This window comes from Sulfurimicrobium lacus (genome assembly GCF_011764585.1).
Taxonomy (GTDB): domain Bacteria; phylum Pseudomonadota; class Gammaproteobacteria; order Burkholderiales; family Sulfuricellaceae; genus Sulfurimicrobium; species Sulfurimicrobium lacus.
Map to the genome: position 1 here is coordinate 209,855 of NZ_AP022853.1, position 22,702 is coordinate 232,556.

Below are 22,702 nucleotides of genomic sequence, written 5' to 3' on the forward strand. Positions count from 1 at the left end.
GGTTTGCGCGGTTAAAAGGCATAAAATAAGCAGCAGGATGCGCATCAGAAGAGCGTCGAAAAGGAAGCGAACCAGCCGGAGGGAATGTCCGGCGACACCCCCATCTGGTGTACGTATTCCAGCTTCCACACCAAATTGGATTCGGGTTTATAAGCGATTCCCAGCAGCGTGTTGCGCGAGCTCCGTTCGACTTGGTGGTCCTGGAAATATTCTCCCTCGACGATGCCGTGCCAGCGCGGGGTGAAGGCATAATCGGCCAGCACGTACGCGCCCGATTCGCGGTCATGGGCGCGGGGGGCGGTGCCCGACCAGGTCGAGGTGGTCGCCTCGCTTTCGAGCAGCAGCTTGCCGAAGGTTTTGCGCAGGTTTACACCGAATACGCGATAGGTTTCGCCCGTTTCCACCAGCTCGCCGTGCTGAAAGGAAGCGCCGACCTTGTCGACGAACCCCAGCGGCCAGTTAATATGTGCGCCCCACACATCGCGGAAATGGTGACGCGTGACGCTGGCCGGCCGCTCGTGCCATTCGCTGCTCGGCTGCCAGTAAAGTTGCCAGTCCGGGCCATCGCCCCGCGGATTTTCGTGCAGCCACGATAAGCCGTTGGTGTATTCGCTGAAGCCGTGGAAAGTGGTGAGCGGACGGGTGACGGTCGGAACCAGCGGCGCGGCGTGCACCAGGTTCCAGTCGCCGACCGGCGCCAGCATTTTTCCGATGCGCAAGGAGTCGGATTCCGAAATGTGCGCATCGTTGTAGAAACGCTCTAAAATGACGTGCCCGTTGGAGCGCGGCCCGTCGCCCTGCTGAACCACGGTCAGGCTGGAGATTTCGCTTTCCAGGAAAGGATTGATCCAGCGATTGACGCGGCCGCTGACGAACAGGCTAAAATCGTCGATCGAGCCCTTGGCGACGCCACCCCGGGGTGCCTCGGCCACGAGGTTGGCATAACCGGACAGGAGGAAGTCGCCGATGACCAGTCCCTGGCCGAGATGGTATTCCTCGGCATGGCCCGCCGGGGATGCCGCCAGTCCGAGCTGGAATAGCAGTAAAGCAAGTAGTTTATGACGCATCGTATTCGCAGCTTATGCAAAACAGGTTTTGTGGGCCAGGGCGCATTATCCATTTTATTGAGGTTCTTGGGAAACGGGGCAGCACGCCCCGGGGACCATATTTTTGAAAGTTAGCCAATGACATCAGCTGTTCAGGACAAGGTGGTTTTGATCACCGGCGGCGCGGTCCGCGTCGGTGCTGCAACCGCCCGCAGCCTCCACGCTACCGGGGCGCGCATCATGATCCATTACCGTTCTTCCGCGGGCGATGCCGAAAAGTTGCGCGACGAGCTGAACAAGCTGCGTCCCGACTCGGCCGCAACGGTGCAGGGCGATCTGCTCGACCCGGACTGCTATCCCCGGCTGGTGGAAGCCGCAAAACAGCAGTTCGGCCGCCTCGACGTGCTGATCAACAACGCTTCCAGCTTTTACCCTACGGCGGTGGGCGAAATCACCGAGCAGGACTGGTTCGACCTGGTGGGTACCAATCTCAAGGCGCCGCTGTTCCTTTCCCAGGCCGCCGCTTCGGCGCTGACGCACAGCCACGGCTGCATCGTCAACATTGCCGACATCCATGCCGAGCGGCCGATGAAAAGCTACCTGGTGTACAGCATCGCCAAGGCAGGACTGGTGGCGCTGACCAAATCCCTGGCGCATGAACTCGGCCCCTGTGTGCGCGTCAACGCCGTAGCGCCTGGGCCGATCATGTGGCCGGAGGACGATCCCACCTTCGACGACCAGGAACGGCGCCGCATCATCGCTCATACCCTGCTCAAGCGCGAAGGCAGCCCGCAGGACATCGCCAGGGCCGTGACTTTCCTGGTCAACGACGCGCCTTACATCACCGGCGTGATCCTGCCGGTGGACGGCGGACGGAGTGCCAGCCTGTGAGCGCAGAACTTATCAAGCCGCCGCGCACCCTGCTTTCCTCCACTGGCCGCGCCATCGGTGATTTTTCCATGATTCGCGACGGCGACAAGGTGTTGCTGGGCCTGTCCGGCGGCAAGGATTCCCTTTCGCTGCTGCAGGTGCTGCTGCATCTGCAGAAGAAGGCGCCGATCCGCTTCGAGCTGGCCGCCTGTACCGTCGACCCGCAGTCGCCGGATTTCGATCCTTCGCCGCTCAAGGCGTACCTGGCGGAGCTGGGAGTGCCCTATTTCTATGAAAGCCAGCCCATTGTCGAGCAGGCCAAGACATCGATGCAGGGCGATTCCTTCTGCGCCTTCTGCTCGCGCATGCGGCGCGGCATCCTCTATCGCACGGCGCGGGAAAACGGCTACAACGTGCTGGCGCTGGCGCAGCACCTGGACGACGCGGCGGAGACTTTCCTCATGTCGACCTTCTTCGGCGGCAAGCTGCGCACCATGAAGGCGCACTACCTCAACGACGCCGGCGACATCCGTATCGTCCGGCCGTTCATCTACGTGCGCGAGCGCCAGACCGCCGCTTTCGCCAAGAGCGCCAGCCTGCCGGTGATCCACGAAAATTGCCCGTCCTGCTTCGCGGTGCCGACCGAGCGCTGGCACATGAAACAGTTGCTGGCGGAGCAGGAAAAGAAGCACTCGAAAATGTTCGCCAGCCTGCTGACGGCGTTGAAACCCTTGCTCAGGGACGAGCGCTTGTAGGCGCCTACTCGCTGGCGAGCTGGTCGGCGCTGGTGAAAATCCAGGTGCGGGTGATGCTGAGGATGTCGGTGTCCTTGCGGATGTCTGCAGGGAGGGGCGCATACGGGGCGGCCAGTTCGACGATACGTCTGGCCGCGGCGTCCAGCACCTTGTGGCCGGACGAGCGGTTGATCTCGACGTTTTCGATGCTGCCGTCGGCGCGGATCGAGACAGTCAGCTGCAGCTGACCGTAGAGCTTCTGCTGGCGGGCGGCTTCGGGATAGTTCAGGTTGCCCACCTTCTCGACTTTCATGCGCCAGTCTTCCACATAGCGGGCGAAGCGGTATTCCTGCGTGCGTGCGCCGATGTATTTGCGCCGCGGCAGTTTCTGGTAGTTATCCCAGTCGCGCGAGATCTGTGCCTCCAGTCGCGCGGCGTCGAGGCTTTTTTGTACCAGTTCGGTGGCGTTGGGGTTGACGGCCGCTTCGCTGTCGCGTTGCGGCCGCGAGGTGTCGGTCGACTGTTCCATGCGCTGCTTGGACTTGGCCTGGAGCAGGAGGCGGCGCGCCTGTTGCTCCAGTTCCACCACGCGCTGTTCCTGTTGCGCCACGGCGGGCGTGGCATCGGGGTTGTCGAGGTTGGGCAGCGGGCTCTTGGCGCGCCGGTCGGCCTCGGTGTTGCCGCCCAGGTCGAGGTTGGCCTGCGCCAGCGCGTCGGCCTTGTGCGGCTTGCTGGCGGATTTGCTGTTGACCAGCACCACTTCGAGATAGGCAGCACTGGAGGGTAGTTTGAAGGCCGGTACGGTAAAGTGCAGGGTAAGCACCACGGCGTGGGCCAGCGCCGAAAACAGCAGCATCATCCCCAGTCGCGAGGAGCCGCCGGGCGCAGGAAATAAGTCGAATGGAACTCTCATCTAGCGCCCGAAGTTAAAACGCTTGAGCACGCATGTCAAGCGGGTTCAGCCGGGCGCTCGGCGTGGAATTTGCACCGTACTTCCAGCTCGAGCAGGTCCACCGCGCTGACCTCGACCTCCAGCGCCGTTCCCGGTGGCAGTTCGGGCATGCCGAAGACGCGCGTCACCAGCGGCAGGCGCTCGAAGCGCACGAGGTTTTCCTTGATCAGGGTGGCGGGCGCCATGGTGACGCCTTCCTGTAGCAGGTAGCGCAGGCACCAGTAGCGCTCCATGCTGCGCTGCACGTTGCTGTAGGCGTCGTAGGCGAACTCGAAGTCGCGGATGGCGGAGAACAGGGCTTCGCTGTTCGGCGCGTAGGGCGGCGTGTCACCCTGCAGCATGGCGATGATCTGGCGCTGGTTGAGCAGGTCGACGTAGCGCCGCAGCGGCGAGCTGGACCACGCATACTGCGCCACGCCCAGCCCCTGGTGCGGCCCCGGGCTGGTGCTCATGCGCACCTTGCCGTTGTTCTGGCTGCGGTAAATGGCGGCCACGCCGGCTTCGCTGAGCTGCTTGGCCCAATGCGAATTGACCTGAATCATCAGCTCCGACACCACCTTGTCGATGGGTGAGCCGCGCGGGCGCTCGGTCACCGTGACGTGCTCGCCGTCGATTTCGAAGTTGTAGTCCTTGAACTGGTTCTGGCTGCCGACCTTGCCGCGCAGTTCTTCGAGCCGGTTGGCGAACTGCCACAGCATTCCCAGTTCGGTCTTGAACGGGTAATCCGGCCCGTCGCCGCTGGCCAGGGTCTCCGCATTGAACACCGGCTCCAGCGTGTCGTGGCGCAAATTGGTGGCGATATGCACGTGTTCCAGGCGGCTTTCCACGGAGAGGATTTCGAAATCCGGGGACACGTCGAGGTACATGGACAGCGCCGGGTTGGACGTGCCTTCGTTGAGGGTGAACTGTTCCACCACCTCGTCCGGCAGCATGGTGATCTTGTGTCCCGGCATGTACACCGTCGACATGCGCTGCAGAGCCACGTTGTCGAGCGGAGATCCGGCCTCGAAACCCAGCGCCGGCGCGGCGATGTGGATACCGACGCGCCAGTTGCCGTTGGGCTGTTTGACCACCGAGAAGGCATCGTCGATTTCCGTGGTGGCGGCGTCGTCGATGCTGAAGGCTTCGGCCTCGGCCAGCGGCAGTACGTGCTCGCGGGCAAATTCGCCCACCGGGTCGAAGCCGATGCCGCGCGGGAAATTCTCCAGCACGAAACGCCGGTAGTGGTAATCGTGGCTCGAGGGTATGGCGCCGCACAGCTCCAGCAGCTTGGCCGCGGTGGTGCCGGTGTCGGCGCAGGCTTTCTCCAGCGCCTTGTATTCGAGGCAGTTCTTGTCCGCTCGGTAGAGCAGCATTTCCACGATCTGGGGGGTGAACGCCTCGGGCAGGGTGGAAGCGCTGAGCTGGCTGACGTAGCTGGCTACGGTGGCGGCCTGCTGGCGCTTCTTTTCCTCGGACGCCAAGGCGGCCTTGAGGTTTTCCTCGGGAGCAGCCTTGTAGCGGCCCTTGCCCTTCTTGTAGAAATACATCGGTGCTGCATGCAGCCGCAGCGCGACCGCCGCCGCCTCGACCGGGCTGGGGGTGTGGCCGTAGTAATCCTGTGCCAGTTCGTTGAACATGAATTCGTCGGCACCGCAGCATTCCCACAGGAAGCTGGTGTCGAGCTCTGCCGCAACGGCGTCGGCGGCATCCATGAAGCCGGCCAAGGGCGGGGTCTCGAAACGCAGCAGCACGTTGCTGGCCTTGATCTTGGCGCGCTTGCCGTGGGGCGTTTCCACCTGCAGGGAGGAGCCGGCGTCGGACATGACGTTCGCCACCTTGATGGCGCCGTCCTCTTCATACAAAACGTTCATGCAAAAATCCGTGAGGAGTTAGGGGTGAGGAGTGAGGAGTGGGTCGGAGAGGGTTTTTCCCCCTCTCTCTTCACTCCTCACTCCTCACTTGATCTGTCAGCGCTGCCAGCAGCTTGCCGTGCACGCCGCCGAAGCCGCCGTTGCTCATGACCAGCACCTGGTCGCCGGGGCGGGCGGCACGGGCAACGGCCGCCACCAGTGCTTCCAGATCGTCGAATGCGGCGCCCTTGTCGCCCAGCGGGGTCAGCGCCGCGGCCGCGTCCCAGCCCAGGTTCGCGCCGTAGCAGAACACCAGGTCTGCGTCCGCCAGGCTGGCGGGCAGGGCGTCTTTCATCACGCCCAGCTTCATGGTGTTGGAGCGCGGTTCGAGCACCGCGAGGATGCGTGCGCCGCCCGTTTTTTGCCGCAAGCCTGCCAGGGTGGTGGCGATGGCGGTGGGATGATGGGCGAAATCGTCGTACACCGTGATGCCGTTCACCACGCCGCGCACTTCCATGCGCCGTTTGACGTTCTGGAACAGGCCTAGCGCCTCGATGCCTATGTCGGACGGCACGCCGGCGTGGCGCGCTGCGGCGATCGCCGCCAGGGCGTTCATGCGGTTGTGCTCGCCCATCAGGTTCCAGTGCAGCGTGCCCTGGAAGGCTTCCTTGAACGCGATGGTCTCCGCGCCGCCGATCATCCAGCCGTCGGCCACGCCGAATTTTTCCACCGGTGTCCAGCAGCCGCGCTGCAGCACCCGTTCCAGGCTGGCTTCACGGCCGTTGGCGACGATCAGGCCGTTGCCCGGCACGCTGCGCACCAGGTGGTGGAACTGGGTTTCGATGGCGGCGAGGTCGGGAAAAATGTCCGCGTGGTCGAACTCCAGATTGTTCAGCACCGCCGTGCGCGGGCGGTAATGGACGAACTTGGAGCGCTTGTCGAAGAAGGCGGTGTCGTATTCGTCCGCCTCGATGACGAAAAACGGCGAGTCGGTCAGGCGCGCCGAAATGCCGAAATTCTGCGGTACGCCGCCGATCAGGAAGCCCGGCGCGAGATTGCCGTATTCCAGAATCCACGCCAGCATGGACGAGGTCGTGGTCTTGCCGTGAGTGCCCGCCACCGCCAGCACCCATTTGTCGCGCAAGACGTTTTCCGCCAGCCATTGCGGGCCGGAAATGTAAGGCAGGCCGCGGTTGAGAATTTCTTCCATGAGCGGGTTGCCGCGGCTGACCACGTTGCCGATGACGAACATGTCGGGCTCCAGCCCGATCTGTTCCGCGTCGAAGCCCTGGATCAGTTCGATGCCCTGGGCCTCGAGCTGGGTGCTCATGGGAGGATAGACGTTGGCGTCGCAGCCGGTAACCTTGTGGCCAGCCTGCTGGGCGATGGCGGCGATGCCGCCCATGAAAGTACCGCAGATGCCGAGTATGTGGATATGCATAGGGGGCGAATTATAGCCTGAACAAGGGCTTAACACGAAACGCGTGCAGCGAAACAGGGACGAGGATCCCCGTTTTTCACGGCGCGGCTAGAGGCGGTGATCGGCCAAGGCGGCGGTTCCCGGTATCTGGAATACTTCGAGAACGCCGTCGCTGATTCTCTGCGCGCGACTGCCCTTGCTGTCGCCGAACACCGTCGCGCCGAGAATCTCCGCGACGTTGAGCGAGATGCCGTAATAAACGTGGCGGCTGCGTTCCCCGCCGGCGTTCGGTTCGTAGCCGCGCGTGCCATAGCCCAGCGCCAGTTCGAAGTAGCGCAGCGGCTCGATCCGGCGCAGGGCGGGTACGCCGCTGGCCTTGAGCGCCAGCAGGTAGGTCTGGCCGCTGTGGTCGTCGACGATGTCGACCTGGTTGAGGCGCCGCGCGTCGCTGGACGGCCAGTACATGAGGCGGAAATCGACCAGCTTGTCGAGGTCCGGCTGCTTTTCCATCAACAGGCCGAGGCCGGTGCCCAGCGTGTTCATGATCAGGTCTTCCTTGCTGAAGCGGAAGCGCTGCGAATAGCCGTCGCCGACTTCCACTGCCAGCATGGCTCCCCAGGCGGTGGCCGCGGCCAGCCACGAGGCGGTTTCGCGGTCGTTGCCGGCCCATTCGAAGGCGTCGGTCAGCAGGCGCGTGCCGACATAAGTCGAGTACATGTGGCCCAGCTTGTCGGCGCCGCCGGTGTAGGTGTTTTGTCCGAACCAGCCTTCGTTGACCGTTCTGAAGCTGGAGCTCATGCTGTCCTGCCACCAGTGCGACGCGCCGTAGGCCAGTACGCCTCCCACCGCGCCGCCGATCAACAGGCGCGTGCGAAACTGCTTTTGCGCTGCCGTCAGCGTGGGATCGCCGCCCAGATCTGGCAAAGCGGAAGATTGAAAAACGATGCGCTGCTCTTGCGTGGGCGCCGGATCGGCATGAGCCGCGGGCAAGCAGCAGAGGGCCGCTACTACGACTGCTAGAAACCGAAGCCTAGTACGATTCCTTTGCATGGCTGATCTCCGCAGTCACCGGCGCATGGTCGGACGGGCGCTCCAGTTTGCGCGGCTCGATGTCGACCGAGCACGAGGTGCAGTCCGGCGCGAGCGCATCGCTCAACAGGATGTGATCGATACGCAAACCCAGCTTACGCCGGAAAGCGTTCATCCGGTAGTCCCACCAAGTGAACGCCCCATCGGCCTGCGGGAACAGGCGGAAACTGTCGTGCAGCCCGATTTGCAGCAGTTTGCGGAAGGCTTCGCGTTCCGGCGCGCTGCACAGCACCTGGCCTTCCCATGTCTTGGGGTCGTGCACGTCGCGGTCTTCCGGCGCGATGTTGTAATCCCCCAGCAGGGCCAGCTTCGGGTGGCGCGTCAACTCGTCCTTGAGCCAGGCGGTAAGCGCCTCCAGCCACTGCAGCTTGTACTGGTATTTGTCGGAATCCACGCTCTGGCCGTTGGGCACGTAGACGCACACGATGCGCACGCCGTCGAGCGTCGCCGCCAGCACCCGCTTTTGCTCATCCGCATAGCCCGGGATGCCCATGCTCACATCCTGAGCAGGTTCCCTGCTCAGGATGGCCACGCCGTTATAGGTTTTCTGGCCGGAAAAAACCGCCCGGTATCCCGCCGCCTCGATTTCCGCGCGGGGGAAATTCTGGTCTTCGAGCTTGAGTTCCTGCAGGCACAGCGCATCGGGCTGGTGGATATTGAGCCAGTCCAGCACATGGGGCAGGCGCACCTTGAGGGAGTTGACGTTCCATGTGACTATTTTCATATTCTTGAAGCGGCGCGCTACTTGTCGGTCCAGGGATGGGCGGGTGCCGGCTTTTCACCCGTGGCTGGCTTGTCTTTTGAGCCGGCAGCAGGCGCTGATTTCTTGGGTGCTGTGCTTTTCGGATAACCGGCCGCATCCAGTGCTGCATCCCAGGCGCCTTTTTCGTAGCCCTTGCTCACCGCGCTACCGACCACCAGCACCGGGACATTAAGTTCGCCGGTCAATTTTTTCAGCGCCTGGGCATCGTCGGGCGAGGTTTGCGGATTTTTGGTGGTATAGGGGATGCCGCGCTGGCTAAGGAGTTCGCGGGCCAGGTCGCAGCCCATGCCGCAATCGCTGGCGAAAAGCGTGACGGGGGATTTCATGACGGCCTGGCGGGTCGCGTAGGGCAGCCCGGAAGTGTCGATCGAGTTGCCGCCCAAATGCTTTTCTTCGACCTTCTTGGCGCTGGCCGGGGGCGGCTGATCGGTATAGTGGACTTTCCCCTCGGCATCGACCCAGCGGTAAAGTTCCGCAGCCTGCACCATGCTGGTGACGATGCAGCAACATAAAAACAGTACGAATCTCATGGCAACTCCTTTCGAAAGATAATAAATATTAACGAGTTCTAAGTCCGGCACTCCAGCCAGTCCACCAGGTAATACAGGTTGAAGCCCTCAGACGAGCGCGAAGGGCCGAGCACGCGGCCGGGAAAAAGGTTTTTGGCTGCGTCCGCGCCACCGCACGCCGCCTCCTCGCTGGCCATTACCTGCACGCAATTTTCCGGAAAACGCTTGCGCTTGCGCTGCGGGGCGTAAATCAGGGCGAAATGCTCGCCCACAAGCTGTGAGGCCGGATCGTAAAAAATGTTCCTGACCGGCATTACGTGGCCTTGTTCTTGGGCAGGTTTTTCAGCCGGGCTTCAATCTGGCTGCACAAGGTTTTCAAAATCTTGATGCGGGCGAAATACTTGTCGTTGGCCTCCACCAGCGTCCACGGCGAGGCCTCGGTGCTGGTGCGGTCCACCATGTCGCAGATCGCCTGCTCGTAGGCATCCCATTTCTCGCGGTTGCGCCAGTCTTCGTCGGTGATCTTGTAGCGTTTGAAGCCGGTCTTTTCGCGTTCCTTGAAGCGCCTGAGTTGCTCGTCCTTGCTGATGGTCAGCCAGAATTTGCTCACCACGATGTTGTGGCGCGTCAACTGTGCCTCGAAGTCGTTGATTTCCGTGTAGGCGCGCATCCAGTCGGCTTCCGAGCAATAGCCTTCGACGCGCTCCACCAGTACCCGGCCATACCAGGAGCGGTCGAAAATCGTCACTCTTCCGCGCCGCGGAATATGGCGCCAGAAGCGCCACTGGTAGGGTTGGGCGCGCTCTTCCTCGGTGGGCGCCGCGATCGGCACGACCTGGTAAATCCGTGCGTCCAGTGCGCTGGTGATGCGCCGGATGCTGCCTCCCTTGCCTGCCGCGTCGTTGCCTTCGAACACCAGGACTACGGTGATTTCCCTGAAGCGCGGGTCGCGCGTCAGCAGGGCGAGCTTGCCCTGGTATTTCTCCAGTTCTTCCTCGAATTTCTTCTTTTCGATTTTCTGCGTGAGATCCAGCGTTTTAAGGATATGCAGATGGTCGATCGATGGCAGCAAGGGTGGCGCATTGATGCCGGTCGGCTGCTTCTCGGGTGTGTCGAGACGCTTGCGGATCGCTTCCTGGATCATTTTGCCGATGGTCAGGCTGCGGTAGCGCGGGTCTTCCCCTTCGACAATGAACCATGGCGCCTCGGCGGTGCTGGTGTGACGGATCACGCTCTCGTGCACGGTGCGGAATTTGTCGTAAAGCTTGAAATGCTCCCAGTCGCGCTCGGTGACGCGCCAGCGCGTCTTGGGATCTTTTTCCAGCACCTTGAGACGCTTTTCCTGCTTGTCCTTGGACAAGTGCAGCCAGAACTTGATGATCAGCGCGCCTTCGTCGGTGAGCATTTTCTCCAGGCGCTTGGCGCGCTCCAGGCTCTGGTCGAGATCGGCGGTCTTGGTGACGCCGTTGACGCGGTTGAGGATCGGCCAGGTGTACCAGGAACCGAGAAACACGCCGATTTTGCCCTTGGGCGGCAGCGCGCGCCAGAAGCGCCACATCATCGGCCGGTCGAGTTCTTCATCGGACGGTTCGCCCATGCCATGGGACTGCACGTGGCGCGGATCCATCCACTCGTTGAGCAGGTTGACGGTTTCGCCGCGCCCCGCGCCGTCCACGCCGCCGAGCAGGACAATGACCGGGAACATTCCGCTCTGCGCCAGGTCGAGCTGTGCATCCAGCAGCGCCTCGCGCAGCAGCGGCACTTCCTTGTCATATGTCGCCTTGTCGATCTTGTGACCCAGTTCTGCCGATTCGAACATGCCTATCCTCCCAGATAAAGCGCTATCTCATACTCCTTTGCGGCAAAGATCAAGCGTAAAGCGTCACGCTTTTGTCATCTCGACTAATTAGCATGATACGTCTCTCACATCCGGCCAGAATTCCCCATGAAAATCCTGATGGTTTCCGACGTCTATTTTCCGCGCGTCAACGGCGTGTCCACCTCCATCGCCACTTATCGCAGCGAGCTTGCGGCGCGCGGCCATGAAGTGCACCTGATCGCGCCGGATTACGACGGTCTCGTCACCGACGACGAATCGCACATTCAGCGCGTGCCCGCACGGCATCTGCCGTTCGATCCAGAGGACCGCCTGCTCAAGGCCGGCCACGTGCTGGCGCAACGCAGCGCCTTGAAACGCGCCGAATTCGACCTGCTGCACATCCAGACCCCGTTCGCGGCGCATTACCTGGGTGTGAAGCTGGCAAAGGAACTGGGCATTCCGCGCGTGGAAACCTACCACACCTATTTCGAGGAATATCTTTACCATTACCTGCCCTTTCTGCCCAAAGCCGGTACGCGTTACCTGGCGCGCAGCCTGTCGCGTCGCCAGTGCGACGATCTCGACGCGCTGGTGGTGCCCTCCCGCGGCATGCTGGAAGTGTTGCGCGGCTATGGCATCCGGACGCACGCGGAAATCATTCCCACCGGCCTGCCGGCAGAAAATTTCATTCACGGCGACGGGGCGGCGTTCCGCGCCAGATACGGAATTGCGCCAACGCGCCCGGTGATGCTTTACGTGGGGCGCGTGGCGTTCGAGAAGAACATCGGCTTCCTGCTGAAAATGACTGCGCGCCTCAAGCAGCAGCTGCCGGATGTGCTGCTGCTGGTGGCGGGCGAGGGACCGGCGCTCAACCCGCTCAAGCGCGAGGCGGAACAGCTCGGCCTGTCCGACAACGTGCTGTTCGTCGGCTATCTGGACCGCAAGCGGGAGCTGCCCGACTGCTACCGCGCCGCAAACCTGTTCGTGTTCTCTTCCTGCACCGAAACACAAGGTCTGGTGCTGTTGGAAGCCATGGCGCAAGGCGTGCCGGTGTTGGCCCTGGCGGAAATGGGCACGTGCGACGTGTTGTGCGAAGGACGCGGCGCCATGATCGCCGCCCACGAACTGGAGGATTTCGCCGCCAAGGCGCTATTGCTGTTGCGCCGACCCGAGGAGGCCATGCACCTGGGCAAACTGGGCAAGGAATATGCAGCGGAATGGTCGGCCGGTGCCCTGGCGGAAAAGATGCTGGACTTCTACCAGCGCACCATCGAACGCCACCAGGAAGTCCCGACGCGCGCGCAAATCTGCACGCCCAGCACCTGCCTGAGCACCGGCGAAGATTGATCCCGCAATAGCCCGCGGCATTGCCGCGTGGCTGGTTTCACAGGGGAATGGCGAAGGAAAGGGAGGCCACCGCCGCGCCGATCAGCGTGCCGGCCATCACGTCGGTGGGGTAATGCAGCCCCAGTACCAGGCGCGACAACGCCACCAGCAGGGTGAAGGGCACCACCAGCCAGGCCATGAGCGGGTAGTAGGCCAGCAGCACGATGGTAAACGACACGGCGTGCAGCGTGTGGCCGGAGGGGAAGCTGAACTGGTCGAGCGGCGCTACTGTGACGCGGATTTCGTCGTTGAAAGCATAAGGCCGCTGGCGCTGGGTTTTGCCCTTGAGCCATTTGTATAGCAGCAGGCTGATCAGCCCGACCAGCACCATGTGCAACACCGCCGGCAGCGCATCCATCTGATAGCGCAGCAACAGCAGGCCCATCAGGACATACCAGAACACGCCGTTGCCGAGACGGCTGGCGAGGCTGAACAGCCCATGCACCAGGCGCCCGTGGCTGGCGCGATTGAAGCGCAGGGTCAGAACATGTTCGTTTTCACAAATCCGGGACAAACGACAGCTGAGCTTTTCCATCATGGTTGCGCTCCCATTGCTTCACGGTTGTTACCACGAGCCGTTCGAAACGGTCATGGACATGATCCCAGTCGATACCTTCCGCGCTAGTCCTGGCGTTGCGTCCCAGACGTCGGGCATTTTCGGTGTCCGAAACCAGGCTCTGGGCCTGGCCGATGAAGGCCTGCGGGTCGGAAAATGCGGCACGCAAGCCATTTTCGCCGTGGCGGATATGCTCGCGCGCGGCCGCATAGTCGTAAGCCACAACCGGCAAGCCGCTGGCCATGGCTTCCAGCACCACGTTGCCGAAGGTTTCGGTGGTGCTGGGGAAAAGGAGCAGATCGGCGGAGGCGTAATGTTCCGCCAGGTCTTCGCCCTGACGCATGCCGGAAAAAATCACGTCCGGGTTCCTGGCCTGCAATGCCGCGCGTTCCGGGCCGTCGCCCACCATCACCAGTTTCATGCCGGGCCGGGAGGACTGCAGGTGACGGAAAGTGTCGATGACCAGCGGCAGGTTCTTTTCCGCCGCGAGCCGCCCGACGTGGAGCGCCACCAGACAGTGGTCGGCAACGCCCCAGGACAGGCGCAGCAACTTGTTCCAGCGCGCGGGATTGAAGAGTTTCGTGTCCACCCCGCGCGCCACGACCTGCAGGCGGCGAAAGCCCGTGCTGGCGAGTTCGTGGCGCAAGGCTTCAGTCGGCACCAGCGTGGTCAAGGTCTGGTTATGAAACCAGCGCAGGTAAGCGCGGATCGGTCCGCCCAGCATCGCCATACCGTAATGCCGGGTGTAGGCGTGGAAGTTGGTGTGGAATTCGGAAATAACCGGCAGGCGCAGTTTTCTTGCAGCCACGATGGCCGACCAGCCAAGCGGACCCTCGGTCACGACCTGCACCAGGTGCGGGCGTCTGGCCCGCCACAGGCGCACCAGTTCGTCCGTGGCCGGCAGGCCGATCTTGAGGCCTGCGTAACGCGGCATGGCAACCCCGCGCACCAGGACCTCCTCGAACGCCGCCGAACTGACGCCCTGATCCTGCGCGTGCTGGCGCGGCCGGACCAACTGCACCTGGTGATAACGGCTGATCAGCCCCTGCACCATGCGCTGCGCCGTATGCGCCACACCGTTGACCTCGGGCGGATAGGTTTCGCTGACCATCGCGACACGCAGCGGACGATATGGCTTGGGCGGGTTGAACTGGGGATGTGGGATGTCTTTCATGCCGGAGTCTCGTGCCGTATGTCTGGCACTTTGCTCCGGCAAGAAGAAAATTTGATGACCGAAACGTGACGTTTCGGTGACGGCGAGGGGCAGGTAAGAGGCGCCGGGGATTAACCCAGCAGCACCAGGCTCCACACGATCACCACGTTGAGCAAGCCCAGCATCACCGCGGCGCTGCCGATGTCCTTGGCGCGTTTGGCGAGGTTGTGGTTTTCCAGCGAGATGCGGTCCACCGTGGCTTCGATGGCAGAGTTAACCAGCTCGACGATGAGCACCAGCAACACGCTCGCCACCATCAGCGCCTTGCCCGTGCCGGCGACCGGCAGGAACAGGGCCACGGGGATGAGCAGGAGGGACAGGGCCACTTCCTGGCGGAAGGCGTCCTCGTGGCGGTAGGCGGCGCTCAGGCCGGCGAGGGAGTAGTGCATGGCGTTCCACACGCGACGCAGGCCGGTTTTTCCCTTGTGGGGGCTTTCTAGGGTCATGTCATTTCCAGTATGGGCTGCTGCGGTAAAATTTTTTCCAGGCCGCATCCATGCTTGTCAGGTGCACCGTCACGCCGTGGGCGCTCCACCCCGAAACGGCACCGATGGCCGCGTTGTCCTGCAGCTTGAGCTGCTGCAGCAGGATGTCGGTTGTCGCCGCGTCGTTCAGCACCCCCAGTTCCTCCTGCAGCGCGGCCAGCGCCTCGGTATAGGCCAGCGCCGCCTTGCGCGGGAACAGTGCGGCAAAAAATTCGGTAGCGTAGCGGAGTTTCTTTACAGCAATGCGAACCTCGTGACGTTCTTCGGTCGGCATGGCCAGCAGCGACTTGCCGTGCCGATGCAGCGTTTTATGGCAGGCGTTCAGCACGCGCTTCGCCAGCTCCGCGACCGGCGCGTCGAGGCGGATTTTCTGTTCCGCGCTGGTATGGGCGTGCCAGCCATCCGCCATCAGCCAAGTGCCGAGCGTGAGCAGCATGCGGTCGTAGCGGTGCGAACGCAGCGCCAGGTGCGCCTCGTTCCGGGCGGACGCCTGGGCCCGCCTGGCGGCTTGGAACAACTGCTGCAAGGCTTTGTCGGCGGGAAACTGCTTGAGTATGGGCGGCATGGTCTGGGTGACGAACACGTCCCAGTTGCGTGCCGGACCCAGGGCATTGGCCAGCCATTTCAGTTCCTCGCCAATGGCGCGGTAGCTTTCCCTGGGAATGGCCGACCTGAAGAGCGGCAGGGCCGAGCGCAGGCGGCGCAGCGCGACGCGGATTTGGTGGATGTTTTCCGGGTTGTCACTGAGCAGTGCCCCTTCCTGGTTGGCGGTCCAGTGGCTGATGCAGTTCCAGGCGATCGCCTGAAAAGCCTGGGTGACGCTCATGTCTTGCGTCATTTCGAGCGTTTCGGCCTTGGTCACCAGGGACGGCGCCGCCTGACTGAGGCGGTAACCGCGGTCGGCCTTGCTCACGTTTTCCAGGCGCAGCGGGATCGTCTGCTGCAGTTCCAGGGCCGCCAGGAACAGACGCGCCGGGTTCCCATGCTTCAGTTCGAGTTCGATTTCGCATACCGGCGAGGTCTTGTTGCCGCTTTTGACTTCACCCTGGTCGAGCGCCAGTTCCACCTCGTCGCCGTCGTCCCAGTGCAGCAGCCAGGTGGTGCGCTTGAATTCGGTGGTGAATATTGGTCGCAGCCGATCACGTACCGCGGCGGAAGAAAACAGCTTGAGCAAGGATGGCGAGTCGATCTTGGTGAGATCGGGGCGCTCGTGTGCCACTTCGTCTTCCCATTCGCCGCGCTGGTGCAAACCCGCCCGCACCTCGCCGCCCCCCTTCACCGTCTGCACCCAGCGCGCGCCCACGCGGCGGACGCGCAGTGCGACGCGCTGCTGGCGCAGGGTCAGGTCGGGGGTGTCGAAGTAAATGCTGAGTAAGTTCCGGGTGCGTGCCCGGCCTGCGGCCTGGGCCTTGAGCAGCGGGTGACGGCGCAGCCTGGCGATGTCCGCCGGGTTGATGAGAAGCTTGAGCTCGATTTCGGTTGCCATGTTTAACGTGAACTCGCGTAGCGAGCCTTCGTCCCCCTCTCCCGGTACCCGCAAGGGGCATCCCCGCCGAGAGCGGCAGCAAAGCTGCTCGCACAGGCGAGACGGGGGAGGGCCGGGGCGGGGGAAATGGGCATGGCGGCGTTCATGATCGGGTATCGCACCTTTGCCATGACCATTAAACCGAAATCCATTCCAGTATGGGTTGCCATTGTTCCGCGTCACGCGCGGCGCGGGAGGGCGGCAGGTCGAACAGGCTCACGCCTTCGTGAGCGCACTGCACGTACAACTGGGCGTCGCGCAGATAGGTCAGCACCGGAAATTCCACAGCCAGCAGGAATTCCGCCAGTTCCGCAGCCGATTTGGTACGCGGGTCCACCCGCATGCCCACCATCGCCACCTGGCTTCTTTCCTTGCGCACCGCCTTTTCCTCGCGCAGCACGCGGAGAAAATCGCTCGTCGCCATCATGTCGAAGGCCGATGGCTGCACCGGGACGATCACCAGCTCAGCCAGCTTGACCGCGGCGGACAGTTTGTCGCCGTGCAGGCCGGCGGGGGAGTCGATCACCATCCAGTCCGGTTTCGAAGCCTGCTTGTGCTGGTGGCTGTGTATGGTGGGCAATTGCGCCGGGCGACGTTTGAGCCAGCCGGCGGCGGATTGCTGCCGGTCCAGGTCGGCCAGCACCACTTGCCGGCCCAGGCTGGCGAGGTAGCCGGCCAGATGCGTGGCCAACGTGGTTTTGCCGCTGCCGCCCTTGGGATTTGCGACCAGGATGGATCTCATGACAGCCGGGTGGCCATCAGGTTCAGCAGTTCGAATTGCGCCGATACCGGCTTGGCGCGGCGCGATATCTTGCGGTGGTAAGTGCCGTCCGCGTCCATCTCCCAGGTCTGCACATTGTCCTTGCGGTAGGGCTCGAGACCTTCCCGGATCACGCGTTTCTTGAGGCGCGGGTCGAGGACCGGGAAGGCCACCTCGATGCGGCGGAACAGGTTGCGGTGCATCCAGTCCGCGCTGGCGAGATAGACATCCTGGGCGCCGTTGTTGCGGAAATAGAAAATCCGGCTGTGTTCCAGGAAGCGCCCGATGACCGAGCGCACGCGGATGTTTTCGGACACGCCCGGAACCCTTGGCCGCAGCGCGCAGACGCCGCGCACGATGAGGTCGATCTTCACGCCGGCGCAGGAGGCTTCGTAGAGCGCCTGGATGACTTCCGGCTCGAGCAGCGAGTTCATCTTGGCGATGATTGCTGCCGGCTGGCCGGCCTTGGCATGCGCGATTTCCTGGCGGATCGCCTTGATGATCTGGTTGTGCATGGTGAACGGCGATTGCCACAGATGCGTATGCTTTGCCGCCTTGCCCAGCCCGGTGAGCTGGGCGAAGACGTCGGAAACATCGCTGCAGATGTCGTCGTTGCAGGTAAACAGGCCGAAATCGGTATATAGCTTGGCGGTGCGCGGATGGTAGTTGCCGGTCCCGAGATGCACGTAGCGGCGCAGGCCGCCTTCTTCGCGCCGCACCACCAGCAGCATCTTGGCGTGGGTCTTGTAGCCCACCACGCCGTACACCACATGGGCGCCGGCGTCTTCCAGTTGTGCCGCCCAGTTGATGTTGGCTTCCTCGTCGAAGCGCGCCAGCAGTTCCACGACGACGGTCACTTCCTTGCCGTTTTTCGCCGCGTTGATCAACGCGTCCATCAGCACCGATTCCGAGCCGGTGCGGTACACCGTCTGCTTGATGGCCAGCACGTCTGGGTCGTCGGCCGCCTGCTGGAGAAAATCGACCACCGGGTTGAAGGACTGGAACGGCTGGTGCAGCAGCACGTCGCCGCTGCGGATGCTCTGGAACATGTCGGGCTGCTTTTCGTCCAGGCATTGCGGGATGCCTGGGATGAAAGGCTGATATTTGAGATCGGGGCGCTCCACCCGGTCCGGGATGTGGAACAGGCGCACCAGGTTCACCAGCCCGTTGACCTGGTACAGGTCGTCCGGCGCCAGATCGAACTGCTTGAGCAGGAATTCGGTCATTTCCGGCGAGCAGTTGTCCGCCACCTCGAGCCGCACCGCGTTGCCGTAATGGCGGTGCGAAAGCTCGCCCTGCAGGGCCTGGCGCAGGTTGGTGACCTCTTCCTCGTCGACGAACAGGTTGGAGTTGCGCGTGACGCGAAACTGGTAACAGCCTTTCACGTGCATGCCGGAGAAAAGCTCGCCGACATGGGCATGCAGGATCGAGGAGAGGAAGACGAAGCCGTACTCGTGGCCGGCGATTTCCTTGGGCAGCTGGATGACGCGCGGCAGTACCCGCGGCGCCTGCACGATGGCGGCATCGGAACTGCGCCCGAAGGCGTCCTTGCCTTCCAGTTCCACCGCGAAATTGAGGCTCTTGTTCACTACGCGCGGGAAGGGATGGGCCGGATCGAGGCCGATCGGCGTCAGTACCGGCATCACTTCGCGGAAAAAATACGCCTTGATCCATTCGCTTTGTTCCGGGTTCCAGTGGGTGCGGCGCAGGAAGCGGATGTCCTGGCGCGCCATGGCGGGCAGGATCACCTCGTTGAGCAGCTTGTATTGCTGTTCGACCAGGATGTGCGCTTCGTGGCTGACCTGGTCGAACACCTGGCGCGGCGACATTTTTTCCGGCCCGGTGACGACGCTCTTGAACTTGATCTGCTCCTTCAGCCCGGCGACGCGGATTTCGAAAAACTCATCCATGTTGCTGCTGACGATGCACAGGAACTTCAGCCGCTCCAGCAGCGGGTTGGAGTCGTCCGCCGCCTGTTCCAGCACGCGCCGGTTGAATGCGAGCTGGGACAGTTCGCGGTTGATGAAGTATTCCGGTGCACTGAACTTGGATGTCATGTCTTATCGCTGAGGGTGTTGTGCGAGGGGTGAATCAGTGTTTCGGCGGCACGTATCCCTGGGCTTTGTCGGCGCCGGCGCCGAAGAAGTGGCTCTCGGTCTGTTCGGCCAGGTATTTGCGCGCCTTGGGGTCGGCGAGGTTGAGACGGTTCTCGTTCACCAGCATGGTCTGCTGTTTGACCCACGCCGCCCAGGCTTCCTTGGAAACGTTTTCGTACAGACGCTTGCCCAGATCGCCGGGGTAAGGGGGGAAGTCCAGCCCTTCGGCTTCGCGACCGAGCTTGATGCATTTAACCATTCTAGCCATGTGAATTACTCCTTTTTCTTTTCAACTCTTGATGATAACCAAAAAACACCACGCAAACTACCGTATGCCTTAACTTCTGGCCGGATATGCGATAATTCAACCCATGCAATGGTTCTTCCGACACTTCGCGCGCTTGCCGCTGGCATGGCTGCATGCACTTGGCATCGCAATCGGCTGGCTGGTCTACTGGTCATCCGGCAGCTACGCCGCCCGCATGCGCGAAAATATCACCCGCAGCGGCCTGTGCGCATCGCCAGAGGCGTACCGCCGCCTGCTGCGCGCGGCGATCGGCGAGGCGGGCAAAAGCGTGCTGGAGCTGCCCGCCGTCTGGTTGCGCCCCTACGAACAAGTGCTGCAACTGGTGTGCAAGGTAGAGGGCTGGAGCCAGGTGGAAGAACTGGCGCGCGATGGACGCGGCATCCTTTTCCTCACGCCCCATCTGGGCTGCTTCGAGATTTCCAGTCTGTTCATCGCCAGCCATATGCCCATTACTATCCTCTATCGTCCGCCCAAGCTGCGCTGGACCGAACCGCCCATGCTGGCGGGGCGCGGGCGCGGCCAGGTCAGCATGGCGCCGACCGACCTCAAGGGCGTCAAGGCGCTGCTCAAGGCGCTGAAGCACGGCCAGTCCGCCGGCATCCTGCCCGATCAGGTGCCCGGCAAGGGGGAAGGCGTATGGGCGGATTTCTTTGGCCGCTCAGCCTATACCATGACCTTGGTGCAGCGCCTGCAGCATTCCACCGGCGCGGCCATCGTGCTGGTGTTCGCGGAACGCCTGCCCGGCGGGCGGGGCTACGACCTGTGGTTCGAACCGCTGGCGGAAGCCTTGCCACAGGATGCGGCGCAGGCCGCGCGTGCCCTCAATGCGGCGGTCGAGGAGTTGGCGCGGCGCAACCCGGCGCAATACCTGTGGAGCTATAACCGCTACAAATCGCCGAAAGGGGCGCAGTGATCCGCTTCGGCATTTTCGTTTTCTGGCTGCTGCATTTTTTACCACTCCCCGTGCTGGCGCCGATCGGCAAGGGCATGGGCATGCTGCTTTACGCGCTGGGGCGCGAGCGGCGGCGGGTGGCGCGCATTAATTTGCGCCTGTGCTTTTCTGAATTGAGCGATCAACAACGCGAAAAGCTGGTGCGTGCACACTTCCGCGCCTTCGGCCAGAGTCTGCTCGATCGCGGCATCCTGTGGTGGTCGTCGGAGCGCCGCCTGCGTCGCCTGGTTCAGGTGGAGGGGCTGGAACACTGGCAGGGCGTGCAGGGCAAACCGGTGATCTGGCTCGCCCCCCATTTCGTCGGCCTGGATATGGGCGGCGTGCGCCTGACCGCTGATCATCCCCTGGTTTCCATGTACAGCCGGCAAAAGAGCCAGGCCATCGATGAATTGCTGCTGCACGCCAGAACGCGCTTCAACCCCTGCATCATGGTGTCGCGCCAGGAAGGGCTGAAGCCGGTCATCAAGGCGGTGAAACAGGGCCTGCCGTTCTACTACCTGCCGGACATGGATTTCGGCGCGCGCGATGCTGAATTTGTGCCATTTTTCGGCGTCCCTGCCGCCACCGTCACTGCCCTGCCGCGCCTCGCCAAGCTCACCGGGGCAGTAGTGCTGCCGGTGGTGACGCGCCAGCTGCCCGGCGGCAGAGGCTACGTCGTGCGTTTCTATCCCGCCTGGGAAAACTTCCCCGGCGGCGACAGCTACGCCGACACCCTGCGCATGAACCAGTTCATCGAGGAGCGGGTAAAGGAGATGCCGGAACAGTACTTCTGGCTGCACAAACGCTTCAAAACCCGGCCGCCCGGCGAGGCGAGGATCTACACGCATTGAGCGAATTGATGGCGGCGCTTCTTCACATTCGATGTCGGATGCTCAAAAATTAGGCGCCAACCCCGCACTCTGTTAAGATGCCGGCCTGCGGCATTTGTCTCCAGTCCTCGCGCCGCTGCCCTTCTGGCTTCATCAAAACCCAATTCGTCCTAAGACTGGCGCCCAACGAGGCGACAGGTCGATATCATTTTCAGGAATTCCATGTCTTTTTCTTCTCTCGGCTTGTCCGATGAAATCGTCCGTGCCGTTACCGAGCACGGTTACACCGTTCCCACCCCGATCCAGGCGCAGGCTATCCCCACCGTGCTGATGGGCGGCGACCTGATGGGCGGCGCGCAGACCGGTACCGGCAAGACCGCCGGCTTTACCTTGCCGATCCTGCACCGTCTTTCTGCCGGCGGCGACAAGACGCCGCCTGGCGGCCATGCCCCGATCCGCGCGCTGATGCTCACGCCGACGCGCGAACTTGCCGCACAGGTGGAGGAGAGCGTGCGCACCTATGGCAAATATGTGAAGCTCAAGTCCATGGTGATGTTCGGCGGCGTCAACATCAACCCGCAGATCCAGCGCCTGCGCAGCCGCGTCGACATCCTGGTGGCCACGCCGGGCCGCCTGCTCGACCACCTGCAGCAGAGAACGGTCGATCTTTCGCACGTCGAAATCCTGGTGCTGGACGAAGCCGACCGCATGCTGGACATGGGCTTTATCCGCGACATCAAGCGCGTGCTCGCTGTGTTGCCCAAGCATCGCCAGAATCTGCTGTTCTCCGCCACCTTCTCCGACGAGATCAAAGCGCTGGCAGATGGCCTGCTCAACAAGCCGGTGCTGATCGAAGTGGCGCGCCGCAACGTTACCGCCGACACGGTGGCGCAGAAGGTTTACAAGGTCGACCGCGAACGCAAGCGCGAGCTGCTCACCCACCTGATCAAGGAACACAACTGGCATCAGGTGCTGGTGTTCACTCGCACCAAGCATGGCGCCAATAAGCTGTCCGAGCAATTGACCAAGGAAGGCATTCCAGCGCTCGCCATTCACGGTAACAAGAGCCAGGCGGCGCGCACCCGCGCCCTCAGCGAATTCAAGGGCGGCAGCTTGCAGGTGCTGGTGGCGACCGACATCGCCGCGCGCGGCATCGACATCAGCGAATTGCCCCACGTGGTCAACTTCGAACTGCCCAACGTGCCGGAAGACTACGTCCACCGCATCGGCCGCACCGGCCGCGCGGGTTCGGAAGGCGAAGCCGTTTCGCTGGTGTGCATCGACGAAAAGAAGCTGCTGTCGGACATCGAGCGGCTGATCAAGCGCGAGATACCAGAAGTCGTGGTGCCTGGCTTCGAGCCCGACCCGTCGATCAAGGCGGAGCCGATCCTGAATGGCCAAAATCGGGGCGGGGGAGGACAGCGTTCCGGCCAGGGCCGTGCGCAACCGGGCGGCAACCGTTCCGGCAACAGCGCTGCGCCAAGGCCCAGAGGCCCGGCGGGAACAGGCGGCAAGCCGCCGCTGCATCGTTCCGGCGGACGCGGGCGCTAGCAGCCTGTCGGACTTAAAGGAAATCGGC

General features: G+C 62.8%; 22 protein-coding genes. 6 read left to right on the plus strand and 16 right to left on the minus strand.

Annotated features, from left to right (window positions below; all coding sequences use genetic code 11):
* Positions 1-44: 44 nt before the first annotated feature.
* Positions 45-1,067, minus strand: a complete 1,023-nt coding sequence (locus SKTS_RS01030) for a hypothetical protein (RefSeq protein ID WP_173059056.1) — start codon at positions 1,065-1,067, stop codon at positions 45-47.
* Positions 1,068-1,184: 117 nt separating this feature from the next.
* On the opposite strand from SKTS_RS01030, the gene SKTS_RS01035 reads away from it, so the two are divergent.
* Positions 1,185-1,937 (plus strand): pteridine reductase, encoded by a 753-nt coding sequence (locus tag SKTS_RS01035; protein WP_173059059.1) that lies wholly within the window; start codon positions 1,185-1,187, stop codon positions 1,935-1,937.
* Positions 1,934-2,671, plus strand: coding sequence for a PP-loop family protein (locus tag SKTS_RS01040; protein ID WP_244617406.1), 738 nt, complete (start codon positions 1,934-1,936; stop codon positions 2,669-2,671). Before SKTS_RS01035 ends, SKTS_RS01040 begins: the two co-directional genes overlap by 4 nt.
* Before the next feature lie 4 nt (positions 2,672-2,675).
* Here the strand turns inward: SKTS_RS01040 and SKTS_RS01045 are convergent, their stop codons facing one another.
* From SKTS_RS01045 to pap, 8 genes are all read right to left on the minus strand, one after another.
* Complete coding sequence (locus SKTS_RS01045; RefSeq protein ID WP_244617407.1) at positions 2,676-3,509, minus strand: energy transducer TonB; 834 nt, start codon at positions 3,507-3,509, stop codon at positions 2,676-2,678.
* A gap of 89 nt (positions 3,510-3,598) precedes the next feature.
* Positions 3,599-5,455 (minus strand): RNB domain-containing ribonuclease, encoded by a 1,857-nt coding sequence (locus SKTS_RS01050; RefSeq protein ID WP_173059065.1) that lies wholly within the window; start codon positions 5,453-5,455, stop codon positions 3,599-3,601.
* 70 nt (positions 5,456-5,525) lie between these two features.
* Positions 5,526-6,875, minus strand: a complete 1,350-nt coding sequence (mpl, locus tag SKTS_RS01055) for a UDP-N-acetylmuramate:L-alanyl-gamma-D-glutamyl-meso-diaminopimelate ligase (RefSeq protein ID WP_173059071.1) — start codon at positions 6,873-6,875, stop codon at positions 5,526-5,528.
* Positions 6,876-6,962: 87 nt separating this feature from the next.
* Positions 6,963-7,844 carry a DUF2279 domain-containing protein gene (locus SKTS_RS01060; protein WP_173059074.1) on the minus strand — a complete coding sequence of 294 codons (882 nt, stop codon included), beginning with the start codon at positions 7,842-7,844 and terminating at the stop codon, positions 6,963-6,965.
* A 40-nt stretch (positions 7,845-7,884) separates the two neighbouring features.
* Positions 7,885-8,667, minus strand: a complete 783-nt coding sequence (gene xth, locus SKTS_RS01065; protein ID WP_173059077.1) for an exodeoxyribonuclease III — start codon at positions 8,665-8,667, stop codon at positions 7,885-7,887.
* A 17-nt stretch (positions 8,668-8,684) separates the two neighbouring features.
* A complete protein-coding gene (locus tag SKTS_RS01070; RefSeq protein ID WP_173059080.1) occupies positions 8,685-9,236 on the minus strand; it encodes a glutaredoxin family protein in 552 nt (183 codons plus the stop codon).
* Between the two features lie 38 nt (positions 9,237-9,274).
* A complete protein-coding gene (locus SKTS_RS01075; RefSeq protein WP_173059084.1) occupies positions 9,275-9,529 on the minus strand; it encodes a hypothetical protein in 255 nt (84 codons plus the stop codon).
* Positions 9,529-11,034, minus strand: a complete 1,506-nt coding sequence (gene pap, locus SKTS_RS01080) for a polyphosphate:AMP phosphotransferase (protein ID WP_173059087.1) — start codon at positions 11,032-11,034, stop codon at positions 9,529-9,531. The genes SKTS_RS01075 and pap overlap by 1 nt, the downstream gene beginning before the upstream one ends.
* A 126-nt stretch (positions 11,035-11,160) precedes the next feature.
* On the opposite strand from pap, the gene SKTS_RS01085 reads away from it, so the two are divergent.
* Complete coding sequence (locus tag SKTS_RS01085) at positions 11,161-12,381, plus strand: glycosyltransferase (RefSeq protein ID WP_173059090.1); 1,221 nt, start codon at positions 11,161-11,163, stop codon at positions 12,379-12,381.
* A gap of 37 nt (positions 12,382-12,418) precedes the next feature.
* Here the strand turns inward: SKTS_RS01085 and SKTS_RS01090 are convergent, their stop codons facing one another.
* From SKTS_RS01090 to SKTS_RS01120, 7 genes are all read right to left on the minus strand, one after another.
* On the minus strand, positions 12,419-12,958 hold the full coding sequence (locus tag SKTS_RS01090) for a phosphatase PAP2 family protein (protein ID WP_173059093.1): 540 nt from the start codon (positions 12,956-12,958) through the stop codon (positions 12,419-12,421).
* On the minus strand, positions 12,918-14,150 hold the full coding sequence (locus SKTS_RS01095) for a glycosyltransferase family 4 protein (RefSeq protein ID WP_173059096.1): 1,233 nt from the start codon (positions 14,148-14,150) through the stop codon (positions 12,918-12,920). The genes SKTS_RS01090 and SKTS_RS01095 overlap by 41 nt, the downstream gene beginning before the upstream one ends.
* Before the next feature lie 110 nt (positions 14,151-14,260).
* Entirely contained in the window at positions 14,261-14,635 is a 375-nt protein-coding gene (locus tag SKTS_RS01100) for a diacylglycerol kinase (protein WP_173059098.1), read from the minus strand.
* Between the two features lies 1 nt (position 14,636).
* Positions 14,637-16,160, minus strand: coding sequence for a CYTH and CHAD domain-containing protein (locus SKTS_RS01105; RefSeq protein WP_173059101.1), 1,524 nt, complete (start codon positions 16,158-16,160; stop codon positions 14,637-14,639).
* A 175-nt stretch (positions 16,161-16,335) separates the two neighbouring features.
* Entirely contained in the window at positions 16,336-16,941 is a 606-nt protein-coding gene (locus SKTS_RS01110) for a ParA family protein (RefSeq protein ID WP_173059104.1), read from the minus strand.
* Positions 16,938-19,016, minus strand: coding sequence for a polyphosphate kinase 1 (gene ppk1, locus SKTS_RS01115; RefSeq protein WP_173059107.1), 2,079 nt, complete (start codon positions 19,014-19,016; stop codon positions 16,938-16,940). The genes SKTS_RS01110 and ppk1 overlap by 4 nt, the downstream gene beginning before the upstream one ends.
* A gap of 34 nt (positions 19,017-19,050) precedes the next feature.
* A complete protein-coding gene (locus SKTS_RS01120) occupies positions 19,051-19,323 on the minus strand; it encodes an oxidative damage protection protein (RefSeq protein WP_173059110.1) in 273 nt (90 codons plus the stop codon).
* Between the two features lie 103 nt (positions 19,324-19,426).
* Here SKTS_RS01120 and SKTS_RS01125 point away from each other — a divergent pair, with 103 nt between their 5' ends.
* From SKTS_RS01125 to SKTS_RS01135, 3 genes are all read left to right on the plus strand, one after another.
* A complete protein-coding gene (locus SKTS_RS01125; protein ID WP_173059113.1) occupies positions 19,427-20,275 on the plus strand; it encodes a lysophospholipid acyltransferase family protein in 849 nt (282 codons plus the stop codon).
* Entirely contained in the window at positions 20,272-21,144 is an 873-nt protein-coding gene (locus tag SKTS_RS01130) for a lysophospholipid acyltransferase family protein (protein ID WP_173059116.1), read from the plus strand. Before SKTS_RS01125 ends, SKTS_RS01130 begins: the two co-directional genes overlap by 4 nt.
* Positions 21,145-21,345: 201 nt before the next feature.
* Positions 21,346-22,674: a DEAD/DEAH box helicase gene (locus SKTS_RS01135; RefSeq protein ID WP_173059119.1), complete on the plus strand. Its 1,329-nt coding sequence runs from the start codon at positions 21,346-21,348 to the stop codon at positions 22,672-22,674.
* Positions 22,675-22,702 lie beyond the last annotated feature (28 nt).